The sequence below is a fragment of the Intestinimonas massiliensis (ex Afouda et al. 2020) genome (genome assembly GCF_900626285.1).
Lineage (GTDB): Bacteria > Bacillota > Clostridia > Oscillospirales > Oscillospiraceae > Flavonifractor > Flavonifractor massiliensis_A.
This window is the reverse complement of record NZ_LR131147.1, coordinates 571,709-596,718: the sequence shown is the minus strand read 5'-3', so window position 1 is coordinate 596,718 and position 25,010 is coordinate 571,709. Positions and strand designations below refer to the sequence as shown.

At 58.7% G+C, this 25,010-nt stretch carries 23 protein-coding genes and 1 tRNA gene; 17 read left to right on the top strand and 7 right to left on the bottom strand.

Annotated elements, in window-relative coordinates; translation table 11 throughout:
• Positions 1–129: 129 nt before the first annotated feature.
• The 5 genes from E0E41_RS03130 to E0E41_RS03110 form a co-directional block, all read right to left on the bottom strand.
• Complete coding sequence (locus E0E41_RS03130) at positions 130–1,506, bottom strand: KAP family P-loop NTPase fold protein (RefSeq protein ID WP_130868678.1); 1,377 nt, start codon at positions 1,504–1,506, stop codon at positions 130–132.
• Between the two features lie 102 nt (positions 1,507–1,608).
• A complete protein-coding gene (locus E0E41_RS03125) occupies positions 1,609–2,403 on the bottom strand; it encodes a hypothetical protein (protein ID WP_130868677.1) in 795 nt (264 codons plus the stop codon).
• Positions 2,404–2,468: 65 nt separating this feature from the next.
• On the bottom strand, positions 2,469–3,044 hold the full coding sequence (locus E0E41_RS03120) for a KilA-N domain-containing protein (protein WP_130868676.1): 576 nt from the start codon (positions 3,042–3,044) through the stop codon (positions 2,469–2,471).
• 66 nt (positions 3,045–3,110) lie between these two features.
• A complete protein-coding gene (locus E0E41_RS03115) occupies positions 3,111–3,452 on the bottom strand; it encodes a recombinase family protein (protein WP_130868675.1) in 342 nt (113 codons plus the stop codon).
• Between the two features lie 190 nt (positions 3,453–3,642).
• Positions 3,643–3,729 (bottom strand) — tRNA-Leu (locus E0E41_RS03110).
• A 144-nt stretch (positions 3,730–3,873) separates the two neighbouring features.
• Here E0E41_RS03110 and E0E41_RS03105 point away from each other — a divergent pair.
• The 12 genes from E0E41_RS03105 to cysS all read left to right on the top strand — a co-directional run bounded on the left by E0E41_RS03105 (position 3,874) and on the right by cysS (position 16,053).
• A complete protein-coding gene (locus E0E41_RS03105; RefSeq protein WP_130868674.1) occupies positions 3,874–5,277 on the top strand; it encodes a hypothetical protein in 1,404 nt (467 codons plus the stop codon).
• A gap of 16 nt (positions 5,278–5,293) precedes the next feature.
• Positions 5,294–5,980, top strand: coding sequence for a response regulator transcription factor (locus E0E41_RS03100; protein ID WP_130868673.1), 687 nt, complete (start codon positions 5,294–5,296; stop codon positions 5,978–5,980).
• A gap of 46 nt (positions 5,981–6,026) precedes the next feature.
• Positions 6,027–7,445 (top strand): sensor histidine kinase, encoded by a 1,419-nt coding sequence (locus tag E0E41_RS03095; RefSeq protein WP_242623668.1) that lies wholly within the window; start codon positions 6,027–6,029, stop codon positions 7,443–7,445.
• 110 nt (positions 7,446–7,555) lie between these two features.
• On the top strand, positions 7,556–8,536 hold the full coding sequence (locus E0E41_RS03090; protein WP_130868672.1) for a DUF1385 domain-containing protein: 981 nt from the start codon (positions 7,556–7,558) through the stop codon (positions 8,534–8,536).
• 45 nt (positions 8,537–8,581) lie between these two features.
• The gene (prmC, locus tag E0E41_RS03085) at positions 8,582–9,445 is read left to right on the top strand and encodes a peptide chain release factor N(5)-glutamine methyltransferase (RefSeq protein ID WP_130868671.1); all 864 of its coding nucleotides are present in this window, start codon (positions 8,582–8,584) and stop codon (positions 9,443–9,445) included.
• A gap of 40 nt (positions 9,446–9,485) precedes the next feature.
• Positions 9,486–10,598 carry a recombinase RecA gene (gene recA, locus E0E41_RS03080; RefSeq protein ID WP_130868670.1) on the top strand — a complete coding sequence of 371 codons (1,113 nt, stop codon included), beginning with the start codon at positions 9,486–9,488 and terminating at the stop codon, positions 10,596–10,598.
• Positions 10,585–11,235, top strand: coding sequence for a regulatory protein RecX (locus tag E0E41_RS03075; RefSeq protein WP_130868669.1), 651 nt, complete (start codon positions 10,585–10,587; stop codon positions 11,233–11,235). Before recA ends, E0E41_RS03075 begins: the two co-directional genes overlap by 14 nt.
• A complete protein-coding gene (locus E0E41_RS03070) occupies positions 11,235–11,810 on the top strand; it encodes a nitroreductase family protein (RefSeq protein WP_130868668.1) in 576 nt (191 codons plus the stop codon). The genes E0E41_RS03075 and E0E41_RS03070 overlap by 1 nt, the downstream gene beginning before the upstream one ends.
• A 12-nt stretch (positions 11,811–11,822) precedes the next feature.
• Entirely contained in the window at positions 11,823–13,142 is a 1,320-nt protein-coding gene (rimO, locus tag E0E41_RS03065) for a 30S ribosomal protein S12 methylthiotransferase RimO (protein WP_130868667.1), read from the top strand.
• A 6-nt stretch (positions 13,143–13,148) separates the two neighbouring features.
• Positions 13,149–13,676 (top strand): CDP-diacylglycerol--glycerol-3-phosphate 3-phosphatidyltransferase, encoded by a 528-nt coding sequence (gene pgsA / locus E0E41_RS03060; RefSeq protein ID WP_130868666.1) that lies wholly within the window; start codon positions 13,149–13,151, stop codon positions 13,674–13,676.
• Between the two features lie 297 nt (positions 13,677–13,973).
• On the top strand, positions 13,974–14,624 hold the full coding sequence (epsC, locus tag E0E41_RS03055; RefSeq protein ID WP_207303189.1) for a serine O-acetyltransferase EpsC: 651 nt from the start codon (positions 13,974–13,976) through the stop codon (positions 14,622–14,624).
• Positions 14,625–14,640: 16 nt separating this feature from the next.
• Positions 14,641–16,053 (top strand): cysteine--tRNA ligase, encoded by a 1,413-nt coding sequence (gene cysS, locus E0E41_RS03050; protein WP_130868664.1) that lies wholly within the window; start codon positions 14,641–14,643, stop codon positions 16,051–16,053.
• A 49-nt stretch (positions 16,054–16,102) separates the two neighbouring features.
• On the opposite strand, the gene E0E41_RS03045 is transcribed toward cysS, so the two are convergent.
• Positions 16,103–17,284: an iron-containing alcohol dehydrogenase gene (locus tag E0E41_RS03045; protein WP_130868663.1), complete on the bottom strand. Its 1,182-nt coding sequence runs from the start codon at positions 17,282–17,284 to the stop codon at positions 16,103–16,105.
• Between the two features lie 17 nt (positions 17,285–17,301).
• Positions 17,302–18,483 carry a M20 family metallopeptidase gene (locus E0E41_RS03040; RefSeq protein WP_242623667.1) on the bottom strand — a complete coding sequence of 394 codons (1,182 nt, stop codon included), beginning with the start codon at positions 18,481–18,483 and terminating at the stop codon, positions 17,302–17,304.
• Positions 18,484–18,639: 156 nt separating this feature from the next.
• Between E0E41_RS03040 and E0E41_RS03035 the strand changes: the two genes are divergently transcribed.
• The 5 genes from E0E41_RS03035 (at position 18,640) to tsaD (ending at position 24,847) form a co-directional block, all read left to right on the top strand.
• Complete coding sequence (locus tag E0E41_RS03035) at positions 18,640–19,956, top strand: MATE family efflux transporter (RefSeq protein WP_130870747.1); 1,317 nt, start codon at positions 18,640–18,642, stop codon at positions 19,954–19,956.
• A gap of 141 nt (positions 19,957–20,097) precedes the next feature.
• Positions 20,098–22,761: a DNA polymerase I gene (polA, locus tag E0E41_RS03030; protein ID WP_130868662.1), complete on the top strand. Its 2,664-nt coding sequence runs from the start codon at positions 20,098–20,100 to the stop codon at positions 22,759–22,761.
• Between the two features lie 12 nt (positions 22,762–22,773).
• Positions 22,774–23,379 carry a GNAT family N-acetyltransferase gene (locus tag E0E41_RS03025; protein ID WP_130868661.1) on the top strand — a complete coding sequence of 202 codons (606 nt, stop codon included), beginning with the start codon at positions 22,774–22,776 and terminating at the stop codon, positions 23,377–23,379.
• Positions 23,376–23,840, top strand: a complete 465-nt coding sequence (gene rimI, locus E0E41_RS03020; RefSeq protein ID WP_130868660.1) for a ribosomal protein S18-alanine N-acetyltransferase — start codon at positions 23,376–23,378, stop codon at positions 23,838–23,840. The genes E0E41_RS03025 and rimI overlap by 4 nt, the downstream gene beginning before the upstream one ends.
• Positions 23,837–24,847 (top strand): tRNA (adenosine(37)-N6)-threonylcarbamoyltransferase complex transferase subunit TsaD, encoded by a 1,011-nt coding sequence (tsaD, locus tag E0E41_RS03015; RefSeq protein WP_130868659.1) that lies wholly within the window; start codon positions 23,837–23,839, stop codon positions 24,845–24,847. The genes rimI and tsaD overlap by 4 nt, the downstream gene beginning before the upstream one ends.
• Positions 24,848–25,010: the final 163 nt, after the last annotated feature.

Genomic DNA, 25,010 nt, shown 5'->3' with positions numbered 1-25,010 from the left:
AGCCGCTTGCGGCGCGCTGGAACATTGCAACACTATAGATGCCACAGATTTTAGGGAAAGTAATATGCCTTTTTACCGAAAACAATTTAATTACTTGAGGAGTGGTGTTTTAAATAATCATACTCCCTTTTATCTAAACTCATAATCGGAATTTGGAGACAATAGTGATGTGATTTCTACAATTGCGTTTCGTGTATTTTCTGAAAAGCTTAGTTGCCCTATATTTATTTCACGATAGCCATTACCACGTGAATTTTTGAAAATGGCATCATAGACCTCTTTTAGTCTATCTTCCAGTAAAACAGACTTGCCGTCTCTATTTTTAAATAAGCGTTCATTTTCATCAAAATTTTCATTTTGATTACACAGCCACTTAGTATTTATTCGGATGTTAGGACTGAGCAAGATTTCTAATAATGGTCCGCAGTCCTTGCCAGAAAGGAATTTGTTATAACTGGTCATATCACTCATTTGCAGACCCAACATGATTGGAACAAAATACATAGCTGAAAAAACTTTTCCATTTTGTGTTGAAAACCCAGTAGAAATATTGGCCAACGCTTTTCTGGCTATTTTATATAGCCGGACATACCGTTCCATTTCACGCAACGAGAATCTGAAATACTTTGCAGTTTCAATACAAACTGCATCAGAAAGGAACTGTGTCGGAAGCTCCAACTGGGCTGTGAGAAAATTCTCATAGTTTACATTCGGAAGTGCCATTTGTATGTCGAAAAATTTATCTAAATATCTTGTTGCATCGAATGCTGAGCCATAATAGCTTTTGACAGTATGCTGGAGCTGCGATAGGTTGACAGCAAAGACAAATGTGACTCGCTCATCATCGAAAAAGTGTTTTATTCTTTCCATAAGGGAAAGAGCATAGTCAGGTTTGCACCGGTCAAGTTCATCGATAAAAATAACAAGTCTATCCCCATGCTCATTAATGAGAGCATCGAGAAAATCCGTTACAAGTTCTTTAATACTTTCTTTTTCTTTAATCGAAGCAAGTTGATCAGTTCCCCTCAAAGATTTGAGGGCATTTGAAATACCACGCTCGGTTACCGCATCTGCAATAGCGGCTGCAGCGTTACCAATATCTCTTTGACGGGCCACAGTATAGTCACTCTGATTACTACTAATAGTCGCATAGATTAAGGAGAGAATGGGATCTACATGACTGTCATTTGCCCATGCATCGTAATAAACGGTCGTATAGTTTGCTGGGTAACTAAAGCCTTTTTCTTCAAGCCTTTTAACTTCTTCTCGAATGTCTTCCGGTAATTGAGAAATCGGGTTATATGTATCAATTATCAGTTTTACTTGTTTTATAAAAAAAGTCTTTCCCGAGCCCCAATCCCCGTTAAGTGCAATGGAATAACAATCATCTTCCATGTGTGACAGCAAGGTGATAAAACGAAGGACATACTGTAACCTTCCGATAGAGTTTGTACGCAGCAGTTCCAGAGCGTTTTCATCGGTTAGTTTTAAACTGTAGTTCTTCATAATTTTGCTTCTTTCTATTACACAAAGATAAAAATGTTTTTCGCTAAAACTATATCATAATTTGCATCTTCTTATCAATATTGCGCAATCATTTTGTAGAATTCAAAAAATCAACGGAGATGGCTTTACCAATGCTTCTAACTGCTGAAACAACGACTCAATGTACGGAAATAGCTGGTTATTATCAAACTGTCTCAATTCTTCGATCGCCCCAAGAAGGCTTATTGATTTTTGCACATCTCTGATATCACTCGGGCACTTTTGATCGCTTATTTGTAATGAAAAAATCCTGTTAGGCTCGAGCTTTTGAATTTCTTCATAGCATAGAGCACCCTTGTGTTTTAAAAAGTTATAATTTGTACGTACAGGAGTGTTTGAAAAGTGCTCCCAAAAGTCAATTATAAAGTCGAGGACTGAGCTAAATTGTGGACACATTTTTTTCAAATAGGCAAATGGGGAACCGTCTGCTCCTGGATGCTGAACCAATCCTTCGGCTTTTCGTAAAGCGGTATAGGCAGTTTCAATTGAGCTAATTCCTTCGATTTCTACAGGTTTTCCATCAAGGTATATAAAATACTCTGCTGACACATAGCAGGTAATCCAAGACAGGTCTATGACCGTATTATAAAATAAAAGAGCCGCTTCATATAATTGAGCCTTTAGAACATTCTGAAAATATATATTCGCCTTATCAATAGTGCTCTTTCGAAAATAGTGATCCCAATCATCGGTTTCTAATTCATACATAAAACGTCGGGCAGCTTGATATCGATCCAGAGTTTCTTTTTGCTTTGCTCGAAAAAAGATATCCTTATCATTTGGAATCTTAACACCGGCTAAGTTGAAAGTTCTTCTACTTGGTGGCATGAGATCATAAACTTCACGGTTGAATTCCATATCATCATCTCCATAGTATTCTTTTTGCCTGTAGATGTTTTCTTTGATATATCCTGCTTTATACTTTACTGCTTACCAGCAAACCTTACCATTACAACTCGCATTGTTGGATCTAACCAGAGGTGAAAGTCCAAGGCAATTTCTGAGTGTGCGGTCACGCCGCCACCTTTGCCTTGCTTTACTGTCATCCCTATCGCTTGTGTCCTTTTCACCCAAAGGCTTGGCGTGATTGTCAGGGACGAGGAACGTGCCTGACGGATTAGTTCCTCACATGCAGTATCATCGAAATCTGGGTTCTCCGCTATTTCCCACTGGCGTAAGAACTCCAATGTATTTCTGCTACGCATCCAGCTTTGGATCACATACCCAGGCGATTCCTCAGAATACTTTTTGGCCAGTTGAGTCAACGATACTGAACCGTCATTTGCATTCTCTCTTATGTAGCGTCTTATGATTTCGGTATAGGTAGAAATCCTTTCAAAATCTTTTCTCTTTTCCTCGTTGAGGGAATCGTAAAAATCTTTTCTGATTCCGGGTACAAAATCCGGGAAAACCAAATTTTTTGAAACAAGCGTCCCAAGCACGGAATCGAATTGAAGTGCAAGCCGCATATATAGTTCGCTGAGTTCTTTCCCCGTCATACTGTATCCTCCGCTTTTTGTTTCAGTATAACACAGAAAGAGAAGGTTAGATAGCGCTCTACAAAATCATAATACCGGAGATTGATACCGAGTAGATTTTCTGGGGGTGCCGGCCTTGTCGTAGTCGATATTGCATCTATGCTCCTTTTCAAATTGGACATTCATATATGCCTCAGTTCCAACGATGGGAATATACTTTGCATTGGACAAGAGCTTATCGATTGCTGCTCTTGTCCAGCGTTCTTTTCCGGTTGGAGAAGTGATCCTTTTCTCGGAAAGCATATCTACCACTTTCCCAAGACTGGCTCCCAAAAGATAGTAATCAAAAATCATGCGGACGACTTCCGCTTTCTCCTGACAAATAATAAATTCATTGTTTTCCATCTGATAACCATAAGGAATACGCATGTTTATATATCTCCTTTGCTAAAACAATAATATACGCAGGTTTAGAAACGGAATTCTCGCCGCCCAAACCTGCGTTTTGGAACAGTATTTATGGAATAATGGACAATCAGCACTGGTGTATCTGGTGCAAACTGACGGTTAAAAGCAAAACCTGCGTATAACTATCGTTATACGCAGGTTTTGTCTACTTTGGTGCCGGTAGTCGGACTCGAACCGACACGATGTCGCCATCAACGGATTTTGAGTCCGTCACGTCTACCAATTCCATCATACCGGCAGATACAAAGGGTATTATACATGAGTTGAAGGGTGTTGGCAAGTGGTCTTTCGGGAGAAATTGAGAAAAATACCGTATCATTTGTTTTCAAGATGTGATATGATATCCTTGTTGCATCAAATGAGCTCCCACGGAGGGTTTTTTATGCGAAAACGATTCAAGCTGATCCTGGCGGCGGGGCTGCTGCTTCTGCTGACCGGCTGCTTTTCCCAATCGGTGGACGAGCTGTACGCACCGCCCAAGGCGCCGGACGACTACTTGAAACTGGATGAAAAAATCAATGAGATGCTCAATGCAGGCGGGGAATACGCCGCGCCGCTGACGGGTGAGCTGACCCAGAAGGTGCAGCTTCAGGACTTGGATGGGGACGGCGTACAGGAGGCCATTGCCTTTTTCCGGGTCAGTTCGGATGAGCGGCAGCTGAAGATCTGCATCTATCACCAGCAGGACGAGAACTATGAGCTGGCTGCTATGATCGAGAGCGCGGGTACCGCGATCAATGTGGTGGACTATCAGGATCTGGACGGGGTACCGGGCAAGGAGATCATCGTGGGCTGGCAGCAGAGCGATAAGCTCTACTCCCTGGCGGCCTATTCCATCCACAATGATCAGGTTCTTGAAATGATGCGGACGGAGTACACCGACTTCCAGGTGTGTGATCTGGATACGGACGGGGTGAATGAGATTGTTGTAATCCATACCGGCACCGCGGAAAACGGCAACCGGGCGGATCTGTACGATTATCGAGACGGTATGATGGAGCTGGACTCCTCCGCGCCTCTGTCCCGCAACATTACGGGGCTTTCAGAAAATGGTGTCAGGACGGGCCAGCTGAAGGATGGCGTAACCGCAGTCTTTGTGGATTCCCTCTATTCTGCCAGCGGCAGCTATGCCCCCGGGCCGAATTCGACAGCCTCGACCTACAGCAGCGACGGGCATATTACGGATATTTTTGCGTGGAAAAATGGGAAAATGCAGAATATCACTCTGAATTCCGATACAGGAGAGAGTGATGGGACCATCCGGTGGTATACGGCGGTTTCCGCGGAAGACATCAATAACGACGGGATCCTGGAGCTGCCCGATCCCTATGCTCTGACCGATCCCGGCAGTTTGAGCATCGCGGTGAATTTCTGGGCTATCCGCTGGCTCCAGTACGACAGCAACGGAAATGCCGACCTGGTTTTTACCACCTACTACAATGACCGGGATAAATGGTACTTTATCCTGCCGGAGAGCTGGGACGGCAAGATCACCGTCTCCCGGAACGACGTTGCCGGGGGAGAGCGGGCTGTGATCTTCTCCTACTGGGAGGGAAATGGAGAGGCGGAGCCGCTTCCGTTCCTGGTCATCTACACCCTCAGCGGCGATAACCGGTTCATGCGGGCCAACATGGCTGGCCGGTTCCGGCTGCTGCCGGATGATACCGACAGCGATACCATCTATGCCGCCAGACTGCTCCAGTGCGACTGGGACTGCGGCCTGGATGAGGAGGGCGTCAAGCAGAATTTTGCGCTGATCACCAACGAGTGGTCTTACGAGACATAAGAAGGGGGAAGCGGGAATGAAAAAAGTGCTCGTACTGGAGGATGAGGCCAACATCCGCAGTTTTGTGGTCATCAACCTGAAGCGGGCCGGATATGAGGCTATCGAAGCGGAGACCGGCGAGGAGGCCCTGGCCCAGCTCAAGCGGAATCCGGACATCAAGGTGGCGCTGCTGGACATCATGCTGCCGGACATGGATGGCTTTGAGGTGTGCCGCCGGATCCGGGCGGGGGACAACAAGATCGGCATCATCATGCTGACCGCCCGCACCCAGGAGATGGATAAGGTCACCGGGCTGATGACCGGCGCGGATGACTATGTGACCAAGCCCTTCTCTCCCGCAGAGCTGACGGCCCGGATCGACGCCCTGTACCGCCGCACCGGCGGAGGCGACCCGGTGGACTCCGGCGAGATCAGCCAGCCCCCCTTCCTGCTCAATACCCGGAACCGGACCCTGGAGAAGAACGGCCAGCGGGTGAAGCTGACCCAGGTGGAGTACTCCATCATCAAGCTGTTCATGGACAACCCGGGTAAGGCCCTGTCCCGGGAGGAGATCCTGGACTCGGTGTGGGGCCGGGACTACTTCGGCGAACTGAAGATCGTGGATGTGAATATCCGCCGCCTGCGGATCAAGATCGAGGACGATCCCACCAATCCCACGTTTATTACCACGGTGTGGGGCTATGGATACAAGTGGGGCTTCTGATTCCGTTGGCGACTTTCAAAAAACCCAGGTGGTGAAGGAATAACTTATGAAGAAGATCAAAGGCATCCGCGGGATCCGCAAGCGCTGGATGGTGAACTCCATCAGCGTGGTGCTGTTTATCGTCCTGCTGGCGGTGTCGGCCTTCTCCGCCGCCATGGGGAGCTACTACTATTCCACCCTCAGTGAATCTCTGGCCCAAAAGGCGGAGAACGCGGTGCAGAGTTTCAACTACTTTTTGTCTGAGGACAGCTACTACGAATACGCCCGCTCCCTGGTAGCGGGGGATCAGTCGGGGGACAAGCTGGAGGTGGAGTTTCTGGACGCCGACGGCCAGATCCGCTTTTCCAGCTCCGACCTGACCGCCTTCCGTACCCCCGGTACGCCGGATATTACCGAGGCCCTGAGCCAGGGCAAGACCAAGTCCTGGTCCGGCTCTGATCCCAGCACCGGGGAACACATTATGGCGGCCTCCAGTCCGCTGATCATCAACGGGGAAGTGGTGGGCGCCATGCGCTATGTCACCTCCCTGCGCATTGTGGACCGGCAGATCGTCCTGATCGTGGCGGCCTCTCTGGGTGTAGGACTGGCCATTCTGGCCATGGTGTATTTCTCCAACCTATACTTTGTCCGGTCCATTGTGGAACCGGTGGCCAGCATTACCGAAACGGCCAAGCATATTGCCGCCGGCTCCTACGGCGTGCAGATCGAAAAGCAGTTTGATGATGAGATCGGCGACCTGACCGACGCCATCAACGATATGTCCCTGAAAATCAGCCAGAGTGAGAAGATGAAAAACGAATTCATTTCCTCTGTCTCCCATGAACTGCGTACGCCCCTCACCGCCATCAACGGCTGGGCGGAGACCATCATGAACGGGGAGGTGCGGGACAGCGGCGACGTAAAGAAGGGCATGGGCATCATCGTATCCGAAGCCCGGCGGCTGACCAACATGGTGGAGGAGCTGCTGGAGTTCTCCCGCATCCAGGACGGCCGTTTCACCCTGTCGGTGGAGCCCATGGATATCAAGGCGGAACTGGAGGACGCGGTATACACCTACCGGGAGTTCTTCCGGCGGGAGGGCATCGAGCTCAACCACTTCGACTGTGAAGAGGAATTCCCCCTCATCTCCGGTGACCCGGAGCGGCTGCGGCAGGTGTTCTGCAACGTGCTGGACAACGCCGCCAAGCACGGCGGCTCCGGCAAGCGGATCGACACCGCCATCCACCGGGAGGGGGATCAGGTGGTCATCACCATCCGGGACTACGGCCCCGGCATCCCGGAGGAAGAGCTGCCCCACGTGAAGTACAAGTTTTATAAGGGTTCCTCCAAGGCCAGAGGCTCCGGCATCGGTCTGGCGGTGTGCGATGAGATCGTGGGCCGCCATGAGGGCACCCTGGAGATCGGCAACGCGGAGGGGGGCGGCTGCATCGTCACCATCCGTCTGCCCATCCGTCCCCAGTCGTGAATAGAACATAAGTTCTAAAAACCAAACCCGCGCCCCTTGCAATCAGGGCGCGGGTTTGGTACAATATACAGGATATCTCAGATTCCAACAGCAAGGAGAACAAAAACTGCATGTCAAATGAGACGAGACAGAGCTGCCAGACCCCGTATAAGACCATGATCGGCGGCCAGGCCCTGATCGAGGGCATCATGATGCTGGGCCCGGAGAAGAAGGCCGTGGTGGTCCGCAAGCCGGATGGGGAGCTGGAGGAGCAGGTGGAAGAGCGGGTGCTGATCAAGGACAAGCACCCGCTGCTGGGCGTGCCCTTTATCCGGGGTGTGTTCAATTTCTGTTCGTCCATGGCCAACGGGGTCAAGGCACTGATGTATTCCGCATCCTTCCTGCCGGAGGACGAGGAGGAGCCGGAGGAGCCCTCCAGGTTCGAGCAGTGGCTGGACAAGCATCTGGGCAGCGAGAAGGCGGCCTCCGCCCTGGTCACCTTCGCGGTGGTGCTGGGCATCCTCTTTTCCGTGGCCCTGTTTATCCTGCTGCCCACGGCCCTGGTGGGGCTGCTGGGCCGGGTGGTGCCCCTGGCCATGTGGGTGCGCAACCTGCTGGAGGGCGTGGTGCGCATCGTGATTTTTGTGGGCTATCTGATCTTCTGCTCCCACACCAAGGACATCCATCGGGTGTTCCAGTACCACGGCGCGGAGCACAAGACCATTTTCTGCTATGAGCACGGCCTGCCCCTGACGGTGGAGAACGTGCGCAAACAGCCCCGGCACCATCCCCGCTGCGGTACCAGCTTCCTGTTCGTGGTCATTGTGGTGAGCATCCTGCTGTCCAGCGTGGTGTTTACTTACGTGAATGTGACCAATACCTTTATTCGGATGGGGCTGCATCTGCTGCTGCTGCCGGTGATCGTCAGCCTGACCTACGAATTCAACCGACTGGTGGGCCGGTATGAGAACTGGTTCACCCGCCTGATGACGGCCCCCGGTCTGTGGCTCCAGAACTGGACCACCTTTGAGCCGGACGACAGCATGATCGAGGTGGGCATCCGGGCCTTTACACTGGTACTTCCCCAGGAGAAGGGGAAGGATCAGTGGTAAAACGTGTGTGAGAGAAAGAGAGATTGATAACGGGAGTGTGGTTACATGGCGACCACCTACAACAACCTCTACCTGGACACCAGGCAGCGCCTGCGCCGGGCCGGGGTGGAGGGGGCTCAGCTGGAGGCCAGGGAACTGGTCTGCTGTGCCGCCGGCAAAAGCCGGGAGCAGTTTTACCGGGACATGACCCTCTATGCCTCCGACCAGGTGGAGGAGAAGCTGAAGGAACTGCTGGAGCGGCGCCTGGCCGGGGAGCCAGTGGCCTACATCATCGGGGAGTGGGAGTTCTACGGCCTGCCACTGGAGGTATCCTCCGACGTGCTGATTCCCCGGATGGACACCGAGCTGCTGGCCGAGCGGGCCATTCTGCTGGCCCGGGCCGCCGGCGAGGGAGCCCGGGTGCTGGACCTGTGCGCCGGCAGCGGCTGCGTGGGGCTGGCGGTGGCCTCCAACGTGCCGGAGTGCCGGGTGGTGCTGGCCGACGTCAGTGAGGCGGCCCTGAAGGTATGCAAGGGCAACATCCGCCGGTGCGACCTGAACGCCCGGGTGACCTGCGTCCACGCCGACGCGCTGGAGCCTCCCGCCGCCGCCCTGTGGGATTTTGACGTGATCGCCTGCAACCCGCCCTACATCCCCACCGGGGACATTGCCGGCCTGGACGTGAGCGTGCGGGACTATGAACCCCGCTCCGCCCTGGACGGCGGCGCCGACGGCCTGGACTTCTACCGGGCCATTGCGGAGCACTGGGGGAAGGCTCTTCGGCTGGGCGGCTCCCTGGTGTTTGAGGTGGGGATCGGCCAGGCCCCCGACGTGGAGCACATTCTGGCCGTCAACGGATTTGAGCAGATCCAAACCGCCCAGGATACCCAGGGCATCTGGCGCGTGGTAGAGGGCGTTATGAATCGGTAAGGGCGGAGCAGTCCGCCGTCTGGAGAGGAGAAGTCACACTATGGCAGATAAGAAAAAATCCGTGGTGGAGAGCGCGGCTCCCGCCTCTGATAAGAAGAAGGCCTTGGAGACCGCCATGGCCCAGATCGAAAAGACCTACGGCAAGGGCTCCATCATGCGGCTGGGGGACAACACCGACATCGTGGTGGAGGCCATCCCCACCGGGTCCCTGTCCCTGGACCTGGCGCTGGGTATCGGCGGCGTCCCCAAGGGCCGGATCGTGGAGATCTACGGTCCCGAGTCCTCCGGTAAGACCACCCTGGCCCTGCATATCGTGGCGGAGGCCCAGAAGCGGGGCGGCGAGGTGGCCTTCATCGACGCCGAGCACGCCCTGGACCCCTCTTACGCCCGGGCGCTGGGCGTGGATATCGACTCCATGCTCATCTCCCAGCCGGACACCGGTGAGCAGGGCCTGGAGATCTGCGAGGCCCTGGTCCGCTCCGGCGCCATCGACGTGGTGGTGGTGGACTCGGTGGCCGCTCTGACCCCCCGGGCCGAGATCGAGGGCGACATGGGCGACTCCCACGTGGGCCTGCTGGCCCGGCTCATGAGCCAGGCCCTGCGGAAGCTGGCCGGCTCCATCGCCAAGACCAACTGCGTGGTCATCTTCATCAACCAGCTGCGGGAAAAGGTGGGCGTCATGTACGGCAACCCGGAGGTCACCACCGGCGGCCGGGCATTGAAGTTCTACGCCTCCGTCCGTATCGACGTGCGGCGGATCGAATCCCTGAAGAACGGCTCGGAGATCATCGGCAACCGCACCCGAGCCAAAGTGGTGAAGAACAAGGTATCTCCCCCCTTCAAGGAGGCCGAGTTCGACATCATGTACGGCGAGGGTATCTCCAAGGTGGGCGAGATCCTGGATCTGGCCACCAAGCTGGACCTGATACAGAAATCCGGTTCCTGGTTCGCCATGGGTGACACCCGTCTGGGCCAGGGCCGGGATGCCGCCAAGCAGTACTTGAAGGACAACCCGGAGGTGTGCGACCGTCTGGAGGCGGATATCCGCAAGAACGCCTATAAGCTGATGAGCAGCCAGGCCCGTGCGGCCGCCCGGGCCGCCGGCCGGGCTGTGGATGTGTCCGCCGAGGACTTTGCGGATGCGGATCAGTAAGCTGGCCCCCTCTCAACGGGTGACGGGCCGCTGGCTCTGCCATCTGGAGGACGGTAGCATCCTGCGTATCACCGAAAATGAAGTGGTGGCCTTCGGTTTGTGTTCCGGTCTGGAGCTGACGGAGGAGCAGCTGGAGGCGGTCACACAGGCTGCCAAAGCCGCCGCGGTGCGGGACAAGGCCATGGACCTGCTGGCCGCCCGGCCTCTGTCCCGGAAGGAACTGGTGGACAAGCTGACCGCCAGGCCCCGGAGCAGGGACAAGGAGCCTCTGGCCGACCGGGAGACCGCCCAGGCGGCGGCCGACCGGCTGGAGGAGCTGGGCTACCTCAACGATCAGGCTTATGCCCACACGGTGGCGGAGCACTACGCCGCCAAGGGGTGCGGCCCCAGCCGGATCCGGGAGGAGCTCTATCGCCGGGGGGTGCCCCGGGAGTTCTGGGACGAGGCGCTGGAGGGGCTGGACGCCCCTGACGACGCCATTGACGCCTTTCTGCAAAAAAAACTCCGGGGAGCGGATCTCACCGACCCCAGGAGCTATCAGCGTGCCGCCGATGCCCTGGCCAGACGGGGCTTTCGGTGGGAGGATATCAAGGACGGCCTGCGCCGCTACGGCGGGGCTATGGAGGAGGAATTTTGATGGAGACCCGCGAAACCCTGTTGACCCGCCGCAGCGTCCGCCGCTACAAGAGCGACCCCATTCCTGAATCCGACCTGCGGGAGATTCTGGAGGCCGGGCTTTATGCCCCCTCCGCCATCAACCTGCAGCACTGGTATTTTGTGGCCGTCCAGAGTCCGGAGGCCATGGAGGATGTGCGGCAGATCATGAGCGGTGTGGTGGACAAGTTCCTTCCCGTGCTGGAGGAGCGCTTTGCCCGCAACCCGGAGCAGATCGGGATCACCAACAAGTTCCTCTCCACTCTGGGAGGTGCCCCGGTGTGCGTGCTGGTGTTCATGCTCAAGCCGGACTACCCCGACCGGGACGGCGCCATGCAGAGCGTCTCCGCCGCCATTGAAAACGTGCTGCTGGCGGCCTGGGACAAGGGAATCGGCTCCTGCTGGCTGTCCGCCCCCCAGCGCATGGGCTTCGGCCCCGCCTTCCAGGCCCGCTTTGCTCCCGACAAGGGAGAGTTTGTGGCGGCCATCACCCTGGGCTACCCCGATCAGCAGCCCAAGATGCCCCCCCGCCGTGAGGGACGCTATACCATCGTGTAAGGAGACAGTCTTTTGAAGGTTGCATTTATTTCCCTTGGCTGTGCCAAGAACCTGGTGAATACCGAGCAGATGATGGCCCTGGTGAAGGACGCCGGCCACACCGTCACCGGCGACCCGGAGGGGGCGGATGTGGCGGTGCTCAACACCTGCGGCTTCATCGACTCCGCCAAGAGTGAGGCCATCCAGAATATCCTGGAACTGGCCCAGCTGAAGGACCAGGGCAAGCTGGGCAAGCTGCTGGTGGCCGGCTGCCTGTCCCAGCGCTACCAGGATGAGCTGACGAAGGAGATGCCTGAGGTGGACGGTGTTATGGGTACCGGCAGCTATACCGACATCGTCTCCGCCGTGGAGGATGTGGCCGCCGGCGGCCATCCCCGCCTGTTCGGGGACATCAGCCGCACCTATGAGGACGGCGAGCGGATGGTGACCACTCCGTCCTACACCGCCTTCCTGAAGATTGCCGAGGGGTGCGACAACCGCTGCTCCTTCTGCATCATCCCCTACCTCCGGGGCCGCTACCGCAGCCGCACCATGGAATCCCTGCTGGAGGAGGCAAGAGGTCTGGCGGAGAACGGGGTGCAGGAGCTGATCGTCATCGCCCAGGACATCACCCGCTACGGGATTGACCTGTACAAAAAGCCCATGCTGGCAGAGCTGCTGAAGGAGCTGTGCAAGCTGCCCTTCCACTGGATCCGGCTGCACTACCTCTATCCCGACATGCTCAGCGACGAGCTCATTGACGTGATCGCCCATGAGCGTAAGATCGTCAAGTATATTGACATCCCCCTCCAGCATATCAACGACCGGATCCTGAAGGCCATGAACCGCCGCTCCACCGGCGCGGAGATCCGGGCCCTGCTGGCCAAGCTGCGGGACCGCATCCCCGGTGTGGTGCTGCGCACCTCCCTGATCTGCGGCCTGCCCGGCGAAGGGGAGAAGGAGTTCGAGGAGCTGTGTGAGTTCCTGCGGGAGAGTAAAATTGAACGGGCCGGCATCTTCCAGTTCTCTCCCGAGGAGGGCACCCCAGCCGCCGTCATGCCCGATCAGGTGGATCCAGAGACCGCCAAGCGCCGGGTGGAGCTGCTGGTGGAGCTGCAAAGCCGGGTGATGGACGCCTGGAACGAGGACCGGTTGGGAGAGACCCTGGAGGTTCTCTGTGAAGGATTTGACCCTGACATGGGCTGCTACGCAGGGCGTTCCTATGCAGACTCGACAGATATTGACAACCATGTGTACTTTACAGCTGCGGGTGTGATCCCCGCCGGCACCTTCGTCAACGTGCGTATCACCGGCACCCAGGACGGTGATCTGACCGGAGAGATTGAGGAGTGACGTGTCATGAATACTGCCAATAAGCTGACCATGCTGCGTGTCTTTCTGATCCCTGTGTTTCTGGTGGTGCTTTATCTGGATTTTCCGTTCCACATGTTTTTCGCGCTGGTCATCTTCATTCTGGCCAGTGTTACCGACTTTGTGGATGGTTACATTGCCCGGCACTATAACCTGGTCACAGACTTTGGAAAATTCATGGACCCCCTGGCGGACAAGATGCTGGTGATGGCCGCCCTGCTGTGGTTTGTGGAAGTGGGCCGGTTCCCGGCCTGGGCACTGCTCATCGTCATCGTCCGGGAATTCTCCGTCACCGGTTTGCGGCTCATCGCTGTGGAGGGCGGGCGGGTGATCGCCGCCGCCTGGTCGGGCAAGGTCAAGACCGCCTCTACCATGGTGTGTATCTGCCTGATGCTGGTCTTCCGGGAGCCGGTTCTGGACGGGATCTGCATTTTCCTGATCATCGCCACCACCATCTACTCCGGCGTGGAGTACTTTGTGAAGAATAAGGACGTTATCGACTGGAGCAAGGTGTGATTGCTCCGGCGGACGCTTGACACCTTCCGGGGAAGATGGTAATATACTAAAGCAGTTGAATAGCGCGAGGAACGGAAAGAGTACCCAGCGAGTACCCGCCAGAGAGGGAACGTCACCGGCTGAGAGCGGTCCCAGGGGGTAACTGGAGAATGTGCGTCCGGGAGCGCGGGGGATGTGGAAGCCCCCCGGCAGGCACCGTTACCGGCCATTGAGTGAGAAATGAGAGTGGAACCGCGACCTGATCGCCTCTTATGCGTTTACGCATAAGAGGCGTTTTTGTTTCTGGGAGGTGTTTCTTTGACCCGTCTTGGCGAGACCCTGCGGGCCTACCAGGCCCGCGACCCGGCTGCCCGCAGCCGGCTGGAGATCTTTTTGCTGTATCCCGGCGTACATGCCGTCATCTATCACCGGATCGCCCATTTCCTGTACTGTCACAAGCTGTTTTTCCTGGCCCGGCTGGTGAGCCAGTGGAGCCGCTGCTGGACGGGGATCGAGATCCATCCCGGCGCCAAGATCGGCCGCCGGCTGGTGATCGACCACGGCATGGGCATTGTCATCGGCGAGACGGCGGAGGTGGGGGACGACTGCCTGATCTACCACGGAGTCACCCTGGGCGGTACCGGCAAGGACCACGGCAAACGACACCCCACCCTTGGAAACAATGTGATGGTATCCGCCGGCGCCAAGGTGCTGGGGCCCTTCCGGGTGGGGGACAACTCCCGCATCGCGGCCAACGCGGTGGTGCTGCGGGAGGTCCCGCCGGACGCCACCGCCGTGGGCGTGCCCGCCCGGGTGGTGCGCATCGCCGGGGAGAAGGTGGACTACACCAGCCAGGTGGATCAGATCCACGTTACCGACCCGGTGCAGAAGGAACTGCAGGCACTCAGCTCCCGGCTGGAATGGCTGGAAAAGCTGATGGATCAGAATATGGAAGACCAAAATCAGTAAAAAGGAGCTTACGAATATGCAGCTATACAATTCCGCCAGCCACAAGAAGGAAGAATTCGTCCCCCGCACACCTGGCAAGGTGTCCATGTACACCTGCGGCCCCACGGTGTACCACTTCGCCCACATCGGCAACCTGCGCAGCTATATCATGGAGGATGTGCTGGAGAAGTTCCTGCGGTACGACGGCTACGACGTGAAGCGGGTCATGAACATCACCGACGTGGGCCACCTGGCCTCCGACGCCGACACCGGCGAGGACAAGATGGTGAAGGGCGCCAAGCGGGAGCACAAGAGCGTGATGGAGATCGCCAAGTTCTATACCGACGCCTTCTTCTCCGACTGCAAGAAGCTGAACATCAAGTACCCCGACGTGGTGCAGCCCGCCACCGGCATGATCGATGACTATATCAAGGTCATCTCCAAGCTAATGGATACCGGCTATGCCTACTTCGCCGGCGGCAACGTGTACTTTGATACCTCCAAGCTGAAGCAGTACTATGTGTTCAACGACCACGACGAGGAGAACCTGGCGGTGGGCGTCCGGGAGGGCGTGGAGGAGGACCTGAACAAGCGCAATAAGAACGACTTTGTGCTGTGGTTCACCAAGTCCAAGTTTGAGGACCAGGCCCTGAAGTGGGATTCCCCCTGGGGCGTGGGCTATCCCGGCTGGCACATTGAGTGCTCCTGCATCTCCATGAAGTACTGCGGCGAGTATCTGGATATCCACTGCGGCGGCATCGACAACGCCTTCCCCCACCACACCAATGAGATCGCCCAGTCTGAGGCCTATCTGGGTCACCCCTGGTGCAAGTACTGGGTGCATATCCACCATCTGAACACCAATCACGGCAAGATGAGCAAGTCCAGCGGTGAGTTCCTCACCGTCTCCCTGCTGGAGGAGAAGGGGTATGATCCCCTGGTGTACCGCTTCTTCTGCCTCCAGTCCCACTACCGCAAGAGCCTGGTCTTTACCTGGGAGAACCTGGACAACGCCAAGACCGCTTACGACAAGCTGGTGAGCCGCATCGCCGCCTTGTCTGACGACCCTGCTCCGGTAGACGAGGAAGCTGCCGCCAAGTATAAGGCCGCCTTCATTGAGGCGGTGGGCAACGACCTGAATACGTCTCTGGGTGTCACCGCCGTGTACGACGTGCTGAAGGCCGACACCAACGATGCCACCAAGCGGGCCCTCATCGGCAGCTTCGATCAGGTGCTGGGCCTGGGCCTGCTGGAGAAGGCCGCCGCCCTGCGGGAGAAGGCGTCCGCCCCGGTAGAGGGTGCCGAGGAGATCGAGGCCCTCATCGCTCAGCGCCTGGAGGCCAAGATGGCCAAGGACTGGGCCAAGGCCGACGCCATCCGGGATCAGCTCAAGGCCATGGGCATTGAGATCAAGGACAGCAAGGAAGGCACCACCTGGACACGGATGTGACAGAACTGAAAAAAGCACCGGATCTTGCCGATCCGGTGCTTTTTTGTATCTATCTGGCCGCCCGATAGATGGCGGCTATGTCCTGGGCGCTGAGGGGCTTGACTACGCCCAGCAGCCTGCCGCCCACGGCCTGGATGCACTTCTCCGCCATCTCCTCCAGCTGGGCGTCGGTGGGGGAGACCCCCAGCTCGGTCAGGGAGGTGGGCATCCCGATGGTCCGGTAGAAGTCCTCCATGGCGGCGATGCCGGCCAGGGCGGTGTGATAGTCGTCTTCCGCCGGGGCCGCGCCCATGACCCGCAGGGCGAACTGGACAAAGCGGTCCAGCCGCTCCCGGCAGACATAGCGGGCCCAGCTGCCCCAGACAGCGGCGAGGCCCGCCCCATGGGCCACGTCGAACATACCGCCCAGCTCATGCTCCATCTTGTGGGTGGACCAGTCGCCCCCGTCGGTGCCGAAGCCGGTGAGGCCGTTGTGGGACAGGCTGCTGGCCCACATGATCTCCGCCCGGGATTCATAGTTGTCCGGGTGGTCCTTCAGCACCAGGGCGTGGTGAAGCACCGTGCGCATCAGCGCCTCGGCGATGCCGTCAGTCAGCTCCAGATTGTCCCCGTGGTTGAAATAGCGCTCCATGGTGTGCATCAGGATGTCGGCGCAGCCGCAGGCGGTCTGGTAGGGGGGCAGGGTCATGGTCAGCTCCGGGTTCATCACCGCAAAGACCGGGCGGCACAGGTCGCAGTTGCACCCCCGCTTCAGGCCGCCCTCCTCCTTGGTGATAACGGAGGAGTTGCTCATCTCACTGCCGGCGGCGGAGATAGTGAGCACCGCGCCGATGGGCAGGCAGGCCGTGGGCTTCCGGAGACCGGCATAGTAATCCCACACGTCCCCGTCGGCAGCCGCGCCGTAGCCGATGGCCTTGGCCGAATCAATGACGCTGCCGCCGCCCACGGCCAGGATCAGGTCCACGCCCTCCGCCTTCGCCAGGCGGATGCCCTCATAGACCAGGCTCAGCCGGGGGTTGGGTACCACGCCGCCCAGGGATACATAGGCAATCCCGGCCCCGTCCAGGGCCTTCTCTACCCGGTCCAGCAGGCCGGAGCGCCGGGCGCTGCCGCTGCCGTAGTGGATCAGGACCTTTTTGCAGCCCTGTTCCCGGACCAGCGCCCCTGTCTGCTCCTCCGCGCCTCTGCCGAAGACCACTTTTGTGGGAGTAAAATAAGTGGTTAAGCTCATTGTTACATACCTCCTGTTTATTTGAGAGACTCCAGACCCACCAGGGCCGACTGGGCCAGCAGGGCAGCGGCCAGAGGCAGGGCGGAATCGTCGGTACGGAAATGCTCATTGTGCCAGCAGGGATTGGCCTGCCCCGGGAAACCGGAGCCCAGCCAGTAGAAGAAGGCGGGGATGTGCTGTCCCAGCACCGCAAAGTCTTCCGAGCCCATGTCGGGGCGGGGGGAGACCACGCTGTCCGGCCCAACCAGCGCCGCGGCGGCCTTCCGGGCCAGGACGGTCAGCTCCGGGGAATTGACGGTGGCGGGCACGCCGGGGTGGAAGGCCACTTCCGCCTTGCAGCCGTAGGCGGCCGCCACCCCCACGGTCAGCTCCTCCAGCCGCCGGCGGGCCTTCTGATGGGCCCACTCCTGGTGGAAACGGATGCTCCCCGTCATGGTGAGAAGGTCGGGCACAAAGTTGTCCGGTGTGCCGGCGTGGATGGAGAGCACCGAGCACACCACGCTGTCCAGCGGGTCGGTGTCCCGGCTGACCACGGTCTGGAGGGCGTTCACCACCGCCGCCCCCGCCACGATCACGTCGGTGCATTTGTGGGGGGAGCCGCCGTGGCCGGACTTGCCGTGGAGGGTAATGGTAAAGTGGCTCTTGCCCGCCATCACCGGCCCCTCCATCACCGCGATCTGCCCTGCAGGCAGTTCCGGCCGGTTGTGGAGGCCGAAGAGATACCGGGGCTTGTCCGGCAGCTTGTCCAGCAGACCGTGGTCCAGCATGGCCTGAGCTCCTTGGGTGACCTCCTCAGCGGGCTGGAAGAGAAAGACCACATTGCCCGTCAGTTCGTCCCGCCGGGCGCACAGCAGCCGGGCGGCACCATAGAGACCGGTGGTGTGGAAGTCGTGGCCGCAGCCGTGCATCACGCCGTCTGTGCAGGACATGACCCCCTCGTGGGGCGCCTCCTGCTGGGCGATGGCGTCGATGTCCGCCCGGAGAGCCACGGTACCGCCGCTCCTGCCGCCGCGCAGCAGGGCTACCACGCCGGTGTCCATGCCCAGGTCGATCAGCTCCAACCCCAGCCCGGCCAGCTTTTCTTTCAGCAGCGCTGTGGTGTGCACCTCCTGAAAACTCAGCTCCGGGTGGCGGTGCAGCTCGTCCTTAAAGGCCCGCAGCTCTCCTTCCAGAGCCCTGGCCTGCTCCAACAGCTCCACGATCTTCCCATCCTTTCTGTCTTGCGGGCGGCTGCCCGTTGTTATATAATAATAGAACTGTTTTTTACTATATTGCAAAACGTCGTACTTTGCAAGGAAGAAAATGAGGTGGACACCACGCAGACCCAAGCGACAAATGACTTCTCCCGGGGCAGCATGGCCCGGAATATCGTCAACATGGCCGTGCCCATGACAGTGGCCCAGCTGATCAATATTCTCTATAATGTGGTGGACCGGATGTATCTGGGCCGTCTGCCGGGCCACCTGGCGCTGACTGGCCTGGGCCTGTGTCTGCCCATTATCTCCATCATCATGGGCTTTGCCAACCTGTGCGGCATGGGTGGATCTCCCTTATGTTCCATCCACCGGGGCAGAGGGGAGAACGACGAGGCGGAGCGGATCATGGGCAACTCCTTCACTCTGCTGCTCCTGTTTGGCCTGGGCATCACCACCTTTTGCCTGCTGCTCCGCCGGCCCATCCTCTATCTGTTCGGCGCCAGTGACCTGACCTTCCCCTATGCCAATGATTATCTGACCATCTACATCCTGGGCACCATTTTTGTGATGGTGGGCCTGGGGATGAATCCCTTTATCAACGCCCAGGGCTTCAGCCGGATGGGAATGGTCACGGTGACGGTGGGCGCGGCGGTGAACATCGTGCTGGACCCCATCTTCATCTTCGGTATGGGCATGGGTGTGCGGGGCGCAGCCCTGGCCACGGTGATCTCCCAGGCCTGTTCGGCGGTGTGGGTGCTCAAATTCCTCACCGGACGCCGGGCCATTCTGAAGCTGCGGCTGTCCGCCCTGCCGCTCCACGCCGGGCGGGTGCGCCGGATCCTGTCGCTGGGCACCTCCGGCTTCGTCATGTCCATGACCAACAGCCTGGTCCAGGTGCTGTGCAACGCTACCCTCCAGGCCTGGGGCGGAGAGCTGTACGTGGGTGTGATGACGGTGATCAACTCCATCCGGGAGGTGATCTCCATGCCGGTGCAGGGCATCACCAACGGCTGCCAGCCGGTGCTGGGCTATAACTACGGGGCAGGGGAGTATCAGCGGGTGCGCCAGGGGATCCGGTTCACCACGATCCTTACCATGAGCTACTCTCTGGTAGTCTGGCTGCTGGTACTGATCTTCCCTGAGTTTCTGATCCGTATTTTCAATGATGAATCCGACCTGATCGCCGCCGGTATCCCGGCCTTCCGGATCTACTTTGCCACCTTCTTCTGCATGTCCTTCCAGTTTATCGGACAGGCGGTGTTTGTGGGCCTGGGCCGGTCCAAGCAGGCGGTGTTCTTCTCTCTGCTGCGCAAGGCCTTTATCGTGGCGCCGCTGACCCTCCTGCTGCCGGTGCTGGGCTTCGGTGTGGACGGCGTGTTCCTGGCTGAGCCCATCTCCAATGTGATCGGCGGCCTGGCCTGCCTGCTCACCATGTATGTGGTGGTCTACCGGGCCCTGGACAAAATGGAGTTGTGAAATCTGCGGGACGATCCGAGAAATAAGCCAGCCGGCGTCAGACCGGGCGGCCCTGTTGGGCCGCCCGGTTTTTTGACTAAACCTGCATTGCGTGGTATAATATCCTTACTTATCGGCATTTCTGAACTGGGAGGATCTTCCATGAAACTCATGGTCATCGACGGCAATTCCATCATCAACCGGGCCTTTTACGGTATTCGGATTCTTACCACCAAGGACGGCCAGCCCACCAACGCCGTCTATGGTTTTGTGAACATCCTGCTCAAGCTGCTGGAGGAGGAGAAGCCGGAGGCTCTGTGTGTCACCTTCGACCGGAAGGCGCCCACCTTCCGCCACCTGGCCTACGAGGGCTACAAGGCCCAGCGAAAGGGCATGCCGGACGAGCTGGCGGCTCAGCTGCCGGTTTTGAAGGATGTGCTGGACGCCATGAATATCCCCCGGTATGAGCTGGACGGCTGGGAGGCTGATGATCTCATCGGCACCATTTCCGTGAAGGACACCGCGGCGGGCTGGGATACCGTCATCGTCACCGGAGACAAGGATTCCCTCCAGCTGGTCACCGACACCACCCGGGTGAAACTGGTGTCCACCCGCATGGGGCAGACCACCACCAAGGAGATGACTCCGGACACCTTCCGGGAGGCCTACGGCTTTGATCCCATCCACATGGTGGATCTGAAGGCCCTCATGGGGGATACCAGCGACAACATCCCCGGGGTGAAGGGCATCGGAGAAAAGACCGCCATGGATCTGATCCAGCGCTATCAGAGCGTATCCGCCATTTATGCCGACCTGGACAAGGTGGAGGCCAAGCCTGCTGTGTTGAAAAAGCTGGCGGAGGGGGCGGACCAGGCCAGAATGTCCTACGACCTGGCCCTCATCCACACTGACGCCCCCATCGACTTTACGCCCGAGGCCAATGTGCGGCAGGAGCCCAATGCCCCCGCGCTGTATGAGCTGTTCCTGAAGCTGGAGTTCAACAAGCTCATCGACAAGCTGGGTCTGAAGGCCCCCCAGGGGGAGGTGCAGCAGGAGGAGCAGCAGTTTACCGGCACCTGCACCAGCGAGGACGTGACTGACCGGGCCCGGGCGGAGGAACTGCTGGCGGTCTGGAGGACAAAGGACAGTGTGGACGTGCTGGCCCTGCCCAGCCTGGACGTGGTGGTGGTGGAGCACTGGGAGAACGAAACGGACAGCCACGCCGCCATCCTCCGCTCCGATCAGCTGGAGGGGTATAACGACGTTCTGAAGGCCCTCTTTGCCTCTGATATCAAAAAGAACACCCACGACGTCAAGACCCTGCTGTCCCGGCTGCTGGATGAGGGAATTGAGGGGGGCGGCTTCGTCTTTGATACCGCCATCGCCGCCTATCTGCTCTCACCCACCGACGGCAGCTATGAGCTGGAGACCCTGGGCATGCGGTGGTTCAATCACGAGTACCCCAAGGCCAAGGACACCTATCTGGCCAAGGACGCTTTTACCCCTCTGGCCGATCAGGTGGCTGTGCTGGGGACCTTCCTGTCCCATTGCGCCCTCATCGGGGCCCTGAAGGAGGCCATGGCCCCCCGCCTCACCGAGCTGGGCATGGACAAGCTGTATTATGAGGTGGAGCTCCCCCTGTGCCCTGTGCTGGCCGAGATGGAGCATATGGGTATGCTGGTGGACCGGGGCGCCCTCACCGCCTTCGGCACCATGCTGGACGGGCGGATCAGGGCCGACGAGGCCCTGATCTACGACCTGGCGGGGGAGCAGTTCAATATCAATTCCACCCAGCAGCTGGGCCATATCCTGTTTGACAAGCTGGGTCTGCCTCCGGTGAAAAAGACCAAGACGGGCTACTCCACCAACGCCGAAGTGCTGGAGAAGCTACGGAACAAGCACCCCATCGTGGAGGCGGTGCTGGACTACCGGCAGCTGGCCAAGCTGAAGAGCACCTATGTGGATGGCCTCACCAAGGTCATTGCCCCCGACGGGCGCATCCACACCTCTTTCCAGAACACCGTTACTGCCACCGGGCGGCTGTCCTCCACCGAGCCCAACCTGCAGAACATCCCCGTCCGCACCGAGCTGGGCGCCGAGCTGAGGAAGATGTTTGTGGCCCCGGCGGGGAAGATGCTGGTGGACGCCGACTACTCCCAGATCGAGCTGCGGCTGCTAGCCCACATCGCGGGGGACCAGCACATGATCGATGCCTTCCGCTCCGGAGAGGACATCCACACCGTCACCGCCTCCCAGGTGTTCGGGGTGGCACCGGAGGATGTGACCCACGAGATGCGCCGCCGGGCCAAGGCGGTGAACTTCGGCATCGTCTACGGCATCTCCGACTTCTCCCTGTCCCAGGACATCGGGGTCACCCGGTCCGAGGCCAAGGAGTATATGGAGCGGTATTTTGAAAAGTACTCCGGCGTCCGGGCCTATATGACCCGGGTGGTGGAGCAGGCCAAGGCCGACGGCTATGTGTCCACCATCTTCGGCCGCCGCCGCTGGCTGCCGGAGCTGAAGTCCTCCAACTTCAACCTGCGCTCCTTCGGGGAGCGGGTGGCCCTGAACATGCCCATTCAGGGCACCGCCGCCGATATCATCAAGATGGCCATGATCCGGGTCCGGGACAAGCTGGCGGAGGAGGGGCTGGAGGCAAAGCTGATCCTTCAGGTCCACGACGAACTGATCGTAGAGTGCCCCGAGGGGGAGACCGACCGGGTGAAGAAGCTGCTGGAGACCGAGATGGAGCGGGTGGTGGAGCTGGCCCTCCCCCTGATCGCTGAGGCCCATGCGGGCCGCAGCTGGGCGGAGGCCAAGGGCTGAAAGGAGCGTCTGATGGAACTGCGTCCTGTCACCGGAAAAGCACTGGAAGATTGGTATGACCGGGAACTGAGCGAGGCATTCCCCCCCAACGAGCGCAAGCCCCTGCCCGATATCCGGGCCCTGATGGACGCCGGGCGGTACGAGGTGTGGGGCCTGTTCGACGGGGACACCATGCTGGGCTACGCTACCCTGTGGATGGAGCCCACCGACAAGAGCTGCATCCTGCTGGACTACCTGGGGGTCACCGCCGCCCGGCGGAACGGGGGCCTGGGACAGAAGATCGTCCGGATGCTGGCGGAGCAGATGGAGGGCAAGTCCCTGCTGCTCATCGAGGCCGAGCGGCCGGTGGAGGGGGGCGACCCGGCGGAGAACAACCTCCGGCGGCGCCGCCTGGCCTTTTATGAGCGGTGCGGCTTTGTGCCCGCCTACGACATGGCCACCTGCGGCATGCGCTTTGCCACCTTTCTGCCCTACCTGCCCCAGGACCTGACCCCCGTTATGGCCCTCCACAGGGCCATCTACGGCCCTGAGCGCACCGATGTGAAGGTGCCTCTGGAGGTGGGGGAATTGCCCCCCGGGCCGCCCGCCTGGATGAAAGAAGGAGAATCACTCACATGAATTATAAACTGGTCCCCATGGACAAATCCCACCTGCCCCAGGTGGAGGCCATCGAGCGGGCAAGCTTTTCCCACCCCTGGTCGGCGGCCCTGCTGGAGCAGGAACTCTATAACGACATGATCTCCCTGGTGGTGGCCGAGGGGGAGGACGGCACCGTGCTGGGCTACGGCGAGGTGCGGGCCATCCTGGATGAGGGCACTCTGGAGAAGATCGCCGTGGCGCCCCGATTCCGCCGCCAGGGGGTGGCGGAGGAGATCCTGAAGGCCTACCTGCGGCTGGGACAGGCCCATCTGGCCTTCCTCACCCTGGAGGTGCGGGAGAGCAACGCCCCCGCTATCGGCTTGTATGAGAAGCTGGGCTTCCAGGTGGTGGGCCGCCGGAAGAACTACTATCGGGAGGAGCACGAGGACGCCCTGCTGATGACCATTACATTTTCTCAGGAAGAGAAGGGAACGGAATGAATATTTTAGCCATTGAATCCTCCTGCGACGAGACGGCGGTGGCCGTGGTAAAGGACGGCCGCACCGTCCTGTCCGACGCCATCGCCTCCCAGGCGGATATGCACGCCATCTATGGCGGGGTGGTGCCCGAGATCGCCTCCCGCAAGCACATCGAGGCCATCGCCGGCCTGGCGGATCAGGCCCTGGCCCAGGCAGGGGTCACCAAGGCCGACATTGACGCCGTGGCGGTGACCTATGCCCCCGGCCTCATCGGGGCCCTGCTGGTGGGGGTCAACTTCGCCAAATCCGCCGCCTTCGGCCTGAACGTGCCCCTGGTGCCCGTCCACCACGTCCGGGGCCATATCGCCGCCAACTACATCTCCCACCCCGACCTGGAGCCACCCTTTGTCTGCCTGTGTGTCTCCGGGGGCAATACTCTGATCGTGGATGTGAAGGACTACACCGATATGGAGATCCTGGGAGCCACCCGGGACGATGCGGCGGGGGAGTGCTTCGACAAGGTAGCCCGGGTGCTTGGACTGGGCTATCCCGGCGGCGCTCCGGTTGACAAGCTGGCTCAGGGGGGCAACGATCAGCGGTATGAGCTGCCCCGGGCCCATGTGGCGGACGCGCCTCTGGACATGTCCTTCTCCGGCCTCAAGACCGCCGTGCTCAACCTGGCCCACAACGCCGCTCAGAAGGGGGAGCAGCTGGATCTGAAGGACCTGGCGGCCTCCTTCTCTGCCGCTGTCAGCGATTCCCTGGTGCCCCGTGCTATGGAGGCGGCCAGGATGAAGGGCTACGGAAAGCTGGCGGTGGCCGGCGGGGTAGCGGCCAATTCCCGCATCCGTGCCGATCTGGAGAAGGCATGTTCCACCGCAGGGATCCGGCTCTATCTGCCCCAGCTCTCCCTGTGCGGAGACAACGGGGCCATGATCGGCTGTCAGGGCTATTATGAATTTCTGGCAGGAAAGCGGGCGGGGATGGATCTGAACGCCTATGCCAACCGTGATATCTCAAAGGGCTGACCAGAGGTCAGCCCTTTTCTTTTGAAGGAGAGAGACGGCAGAGGTGCAGCAAAAGCAAAAAATAGCGTTATGTTTACGGACCGGCGGGAATAAGCGGTGGAAAACTTTTGGGGGTGGACGGTGGAAAACTCTGTGCACAAGTGGAAAAATGATTGGAAAATAA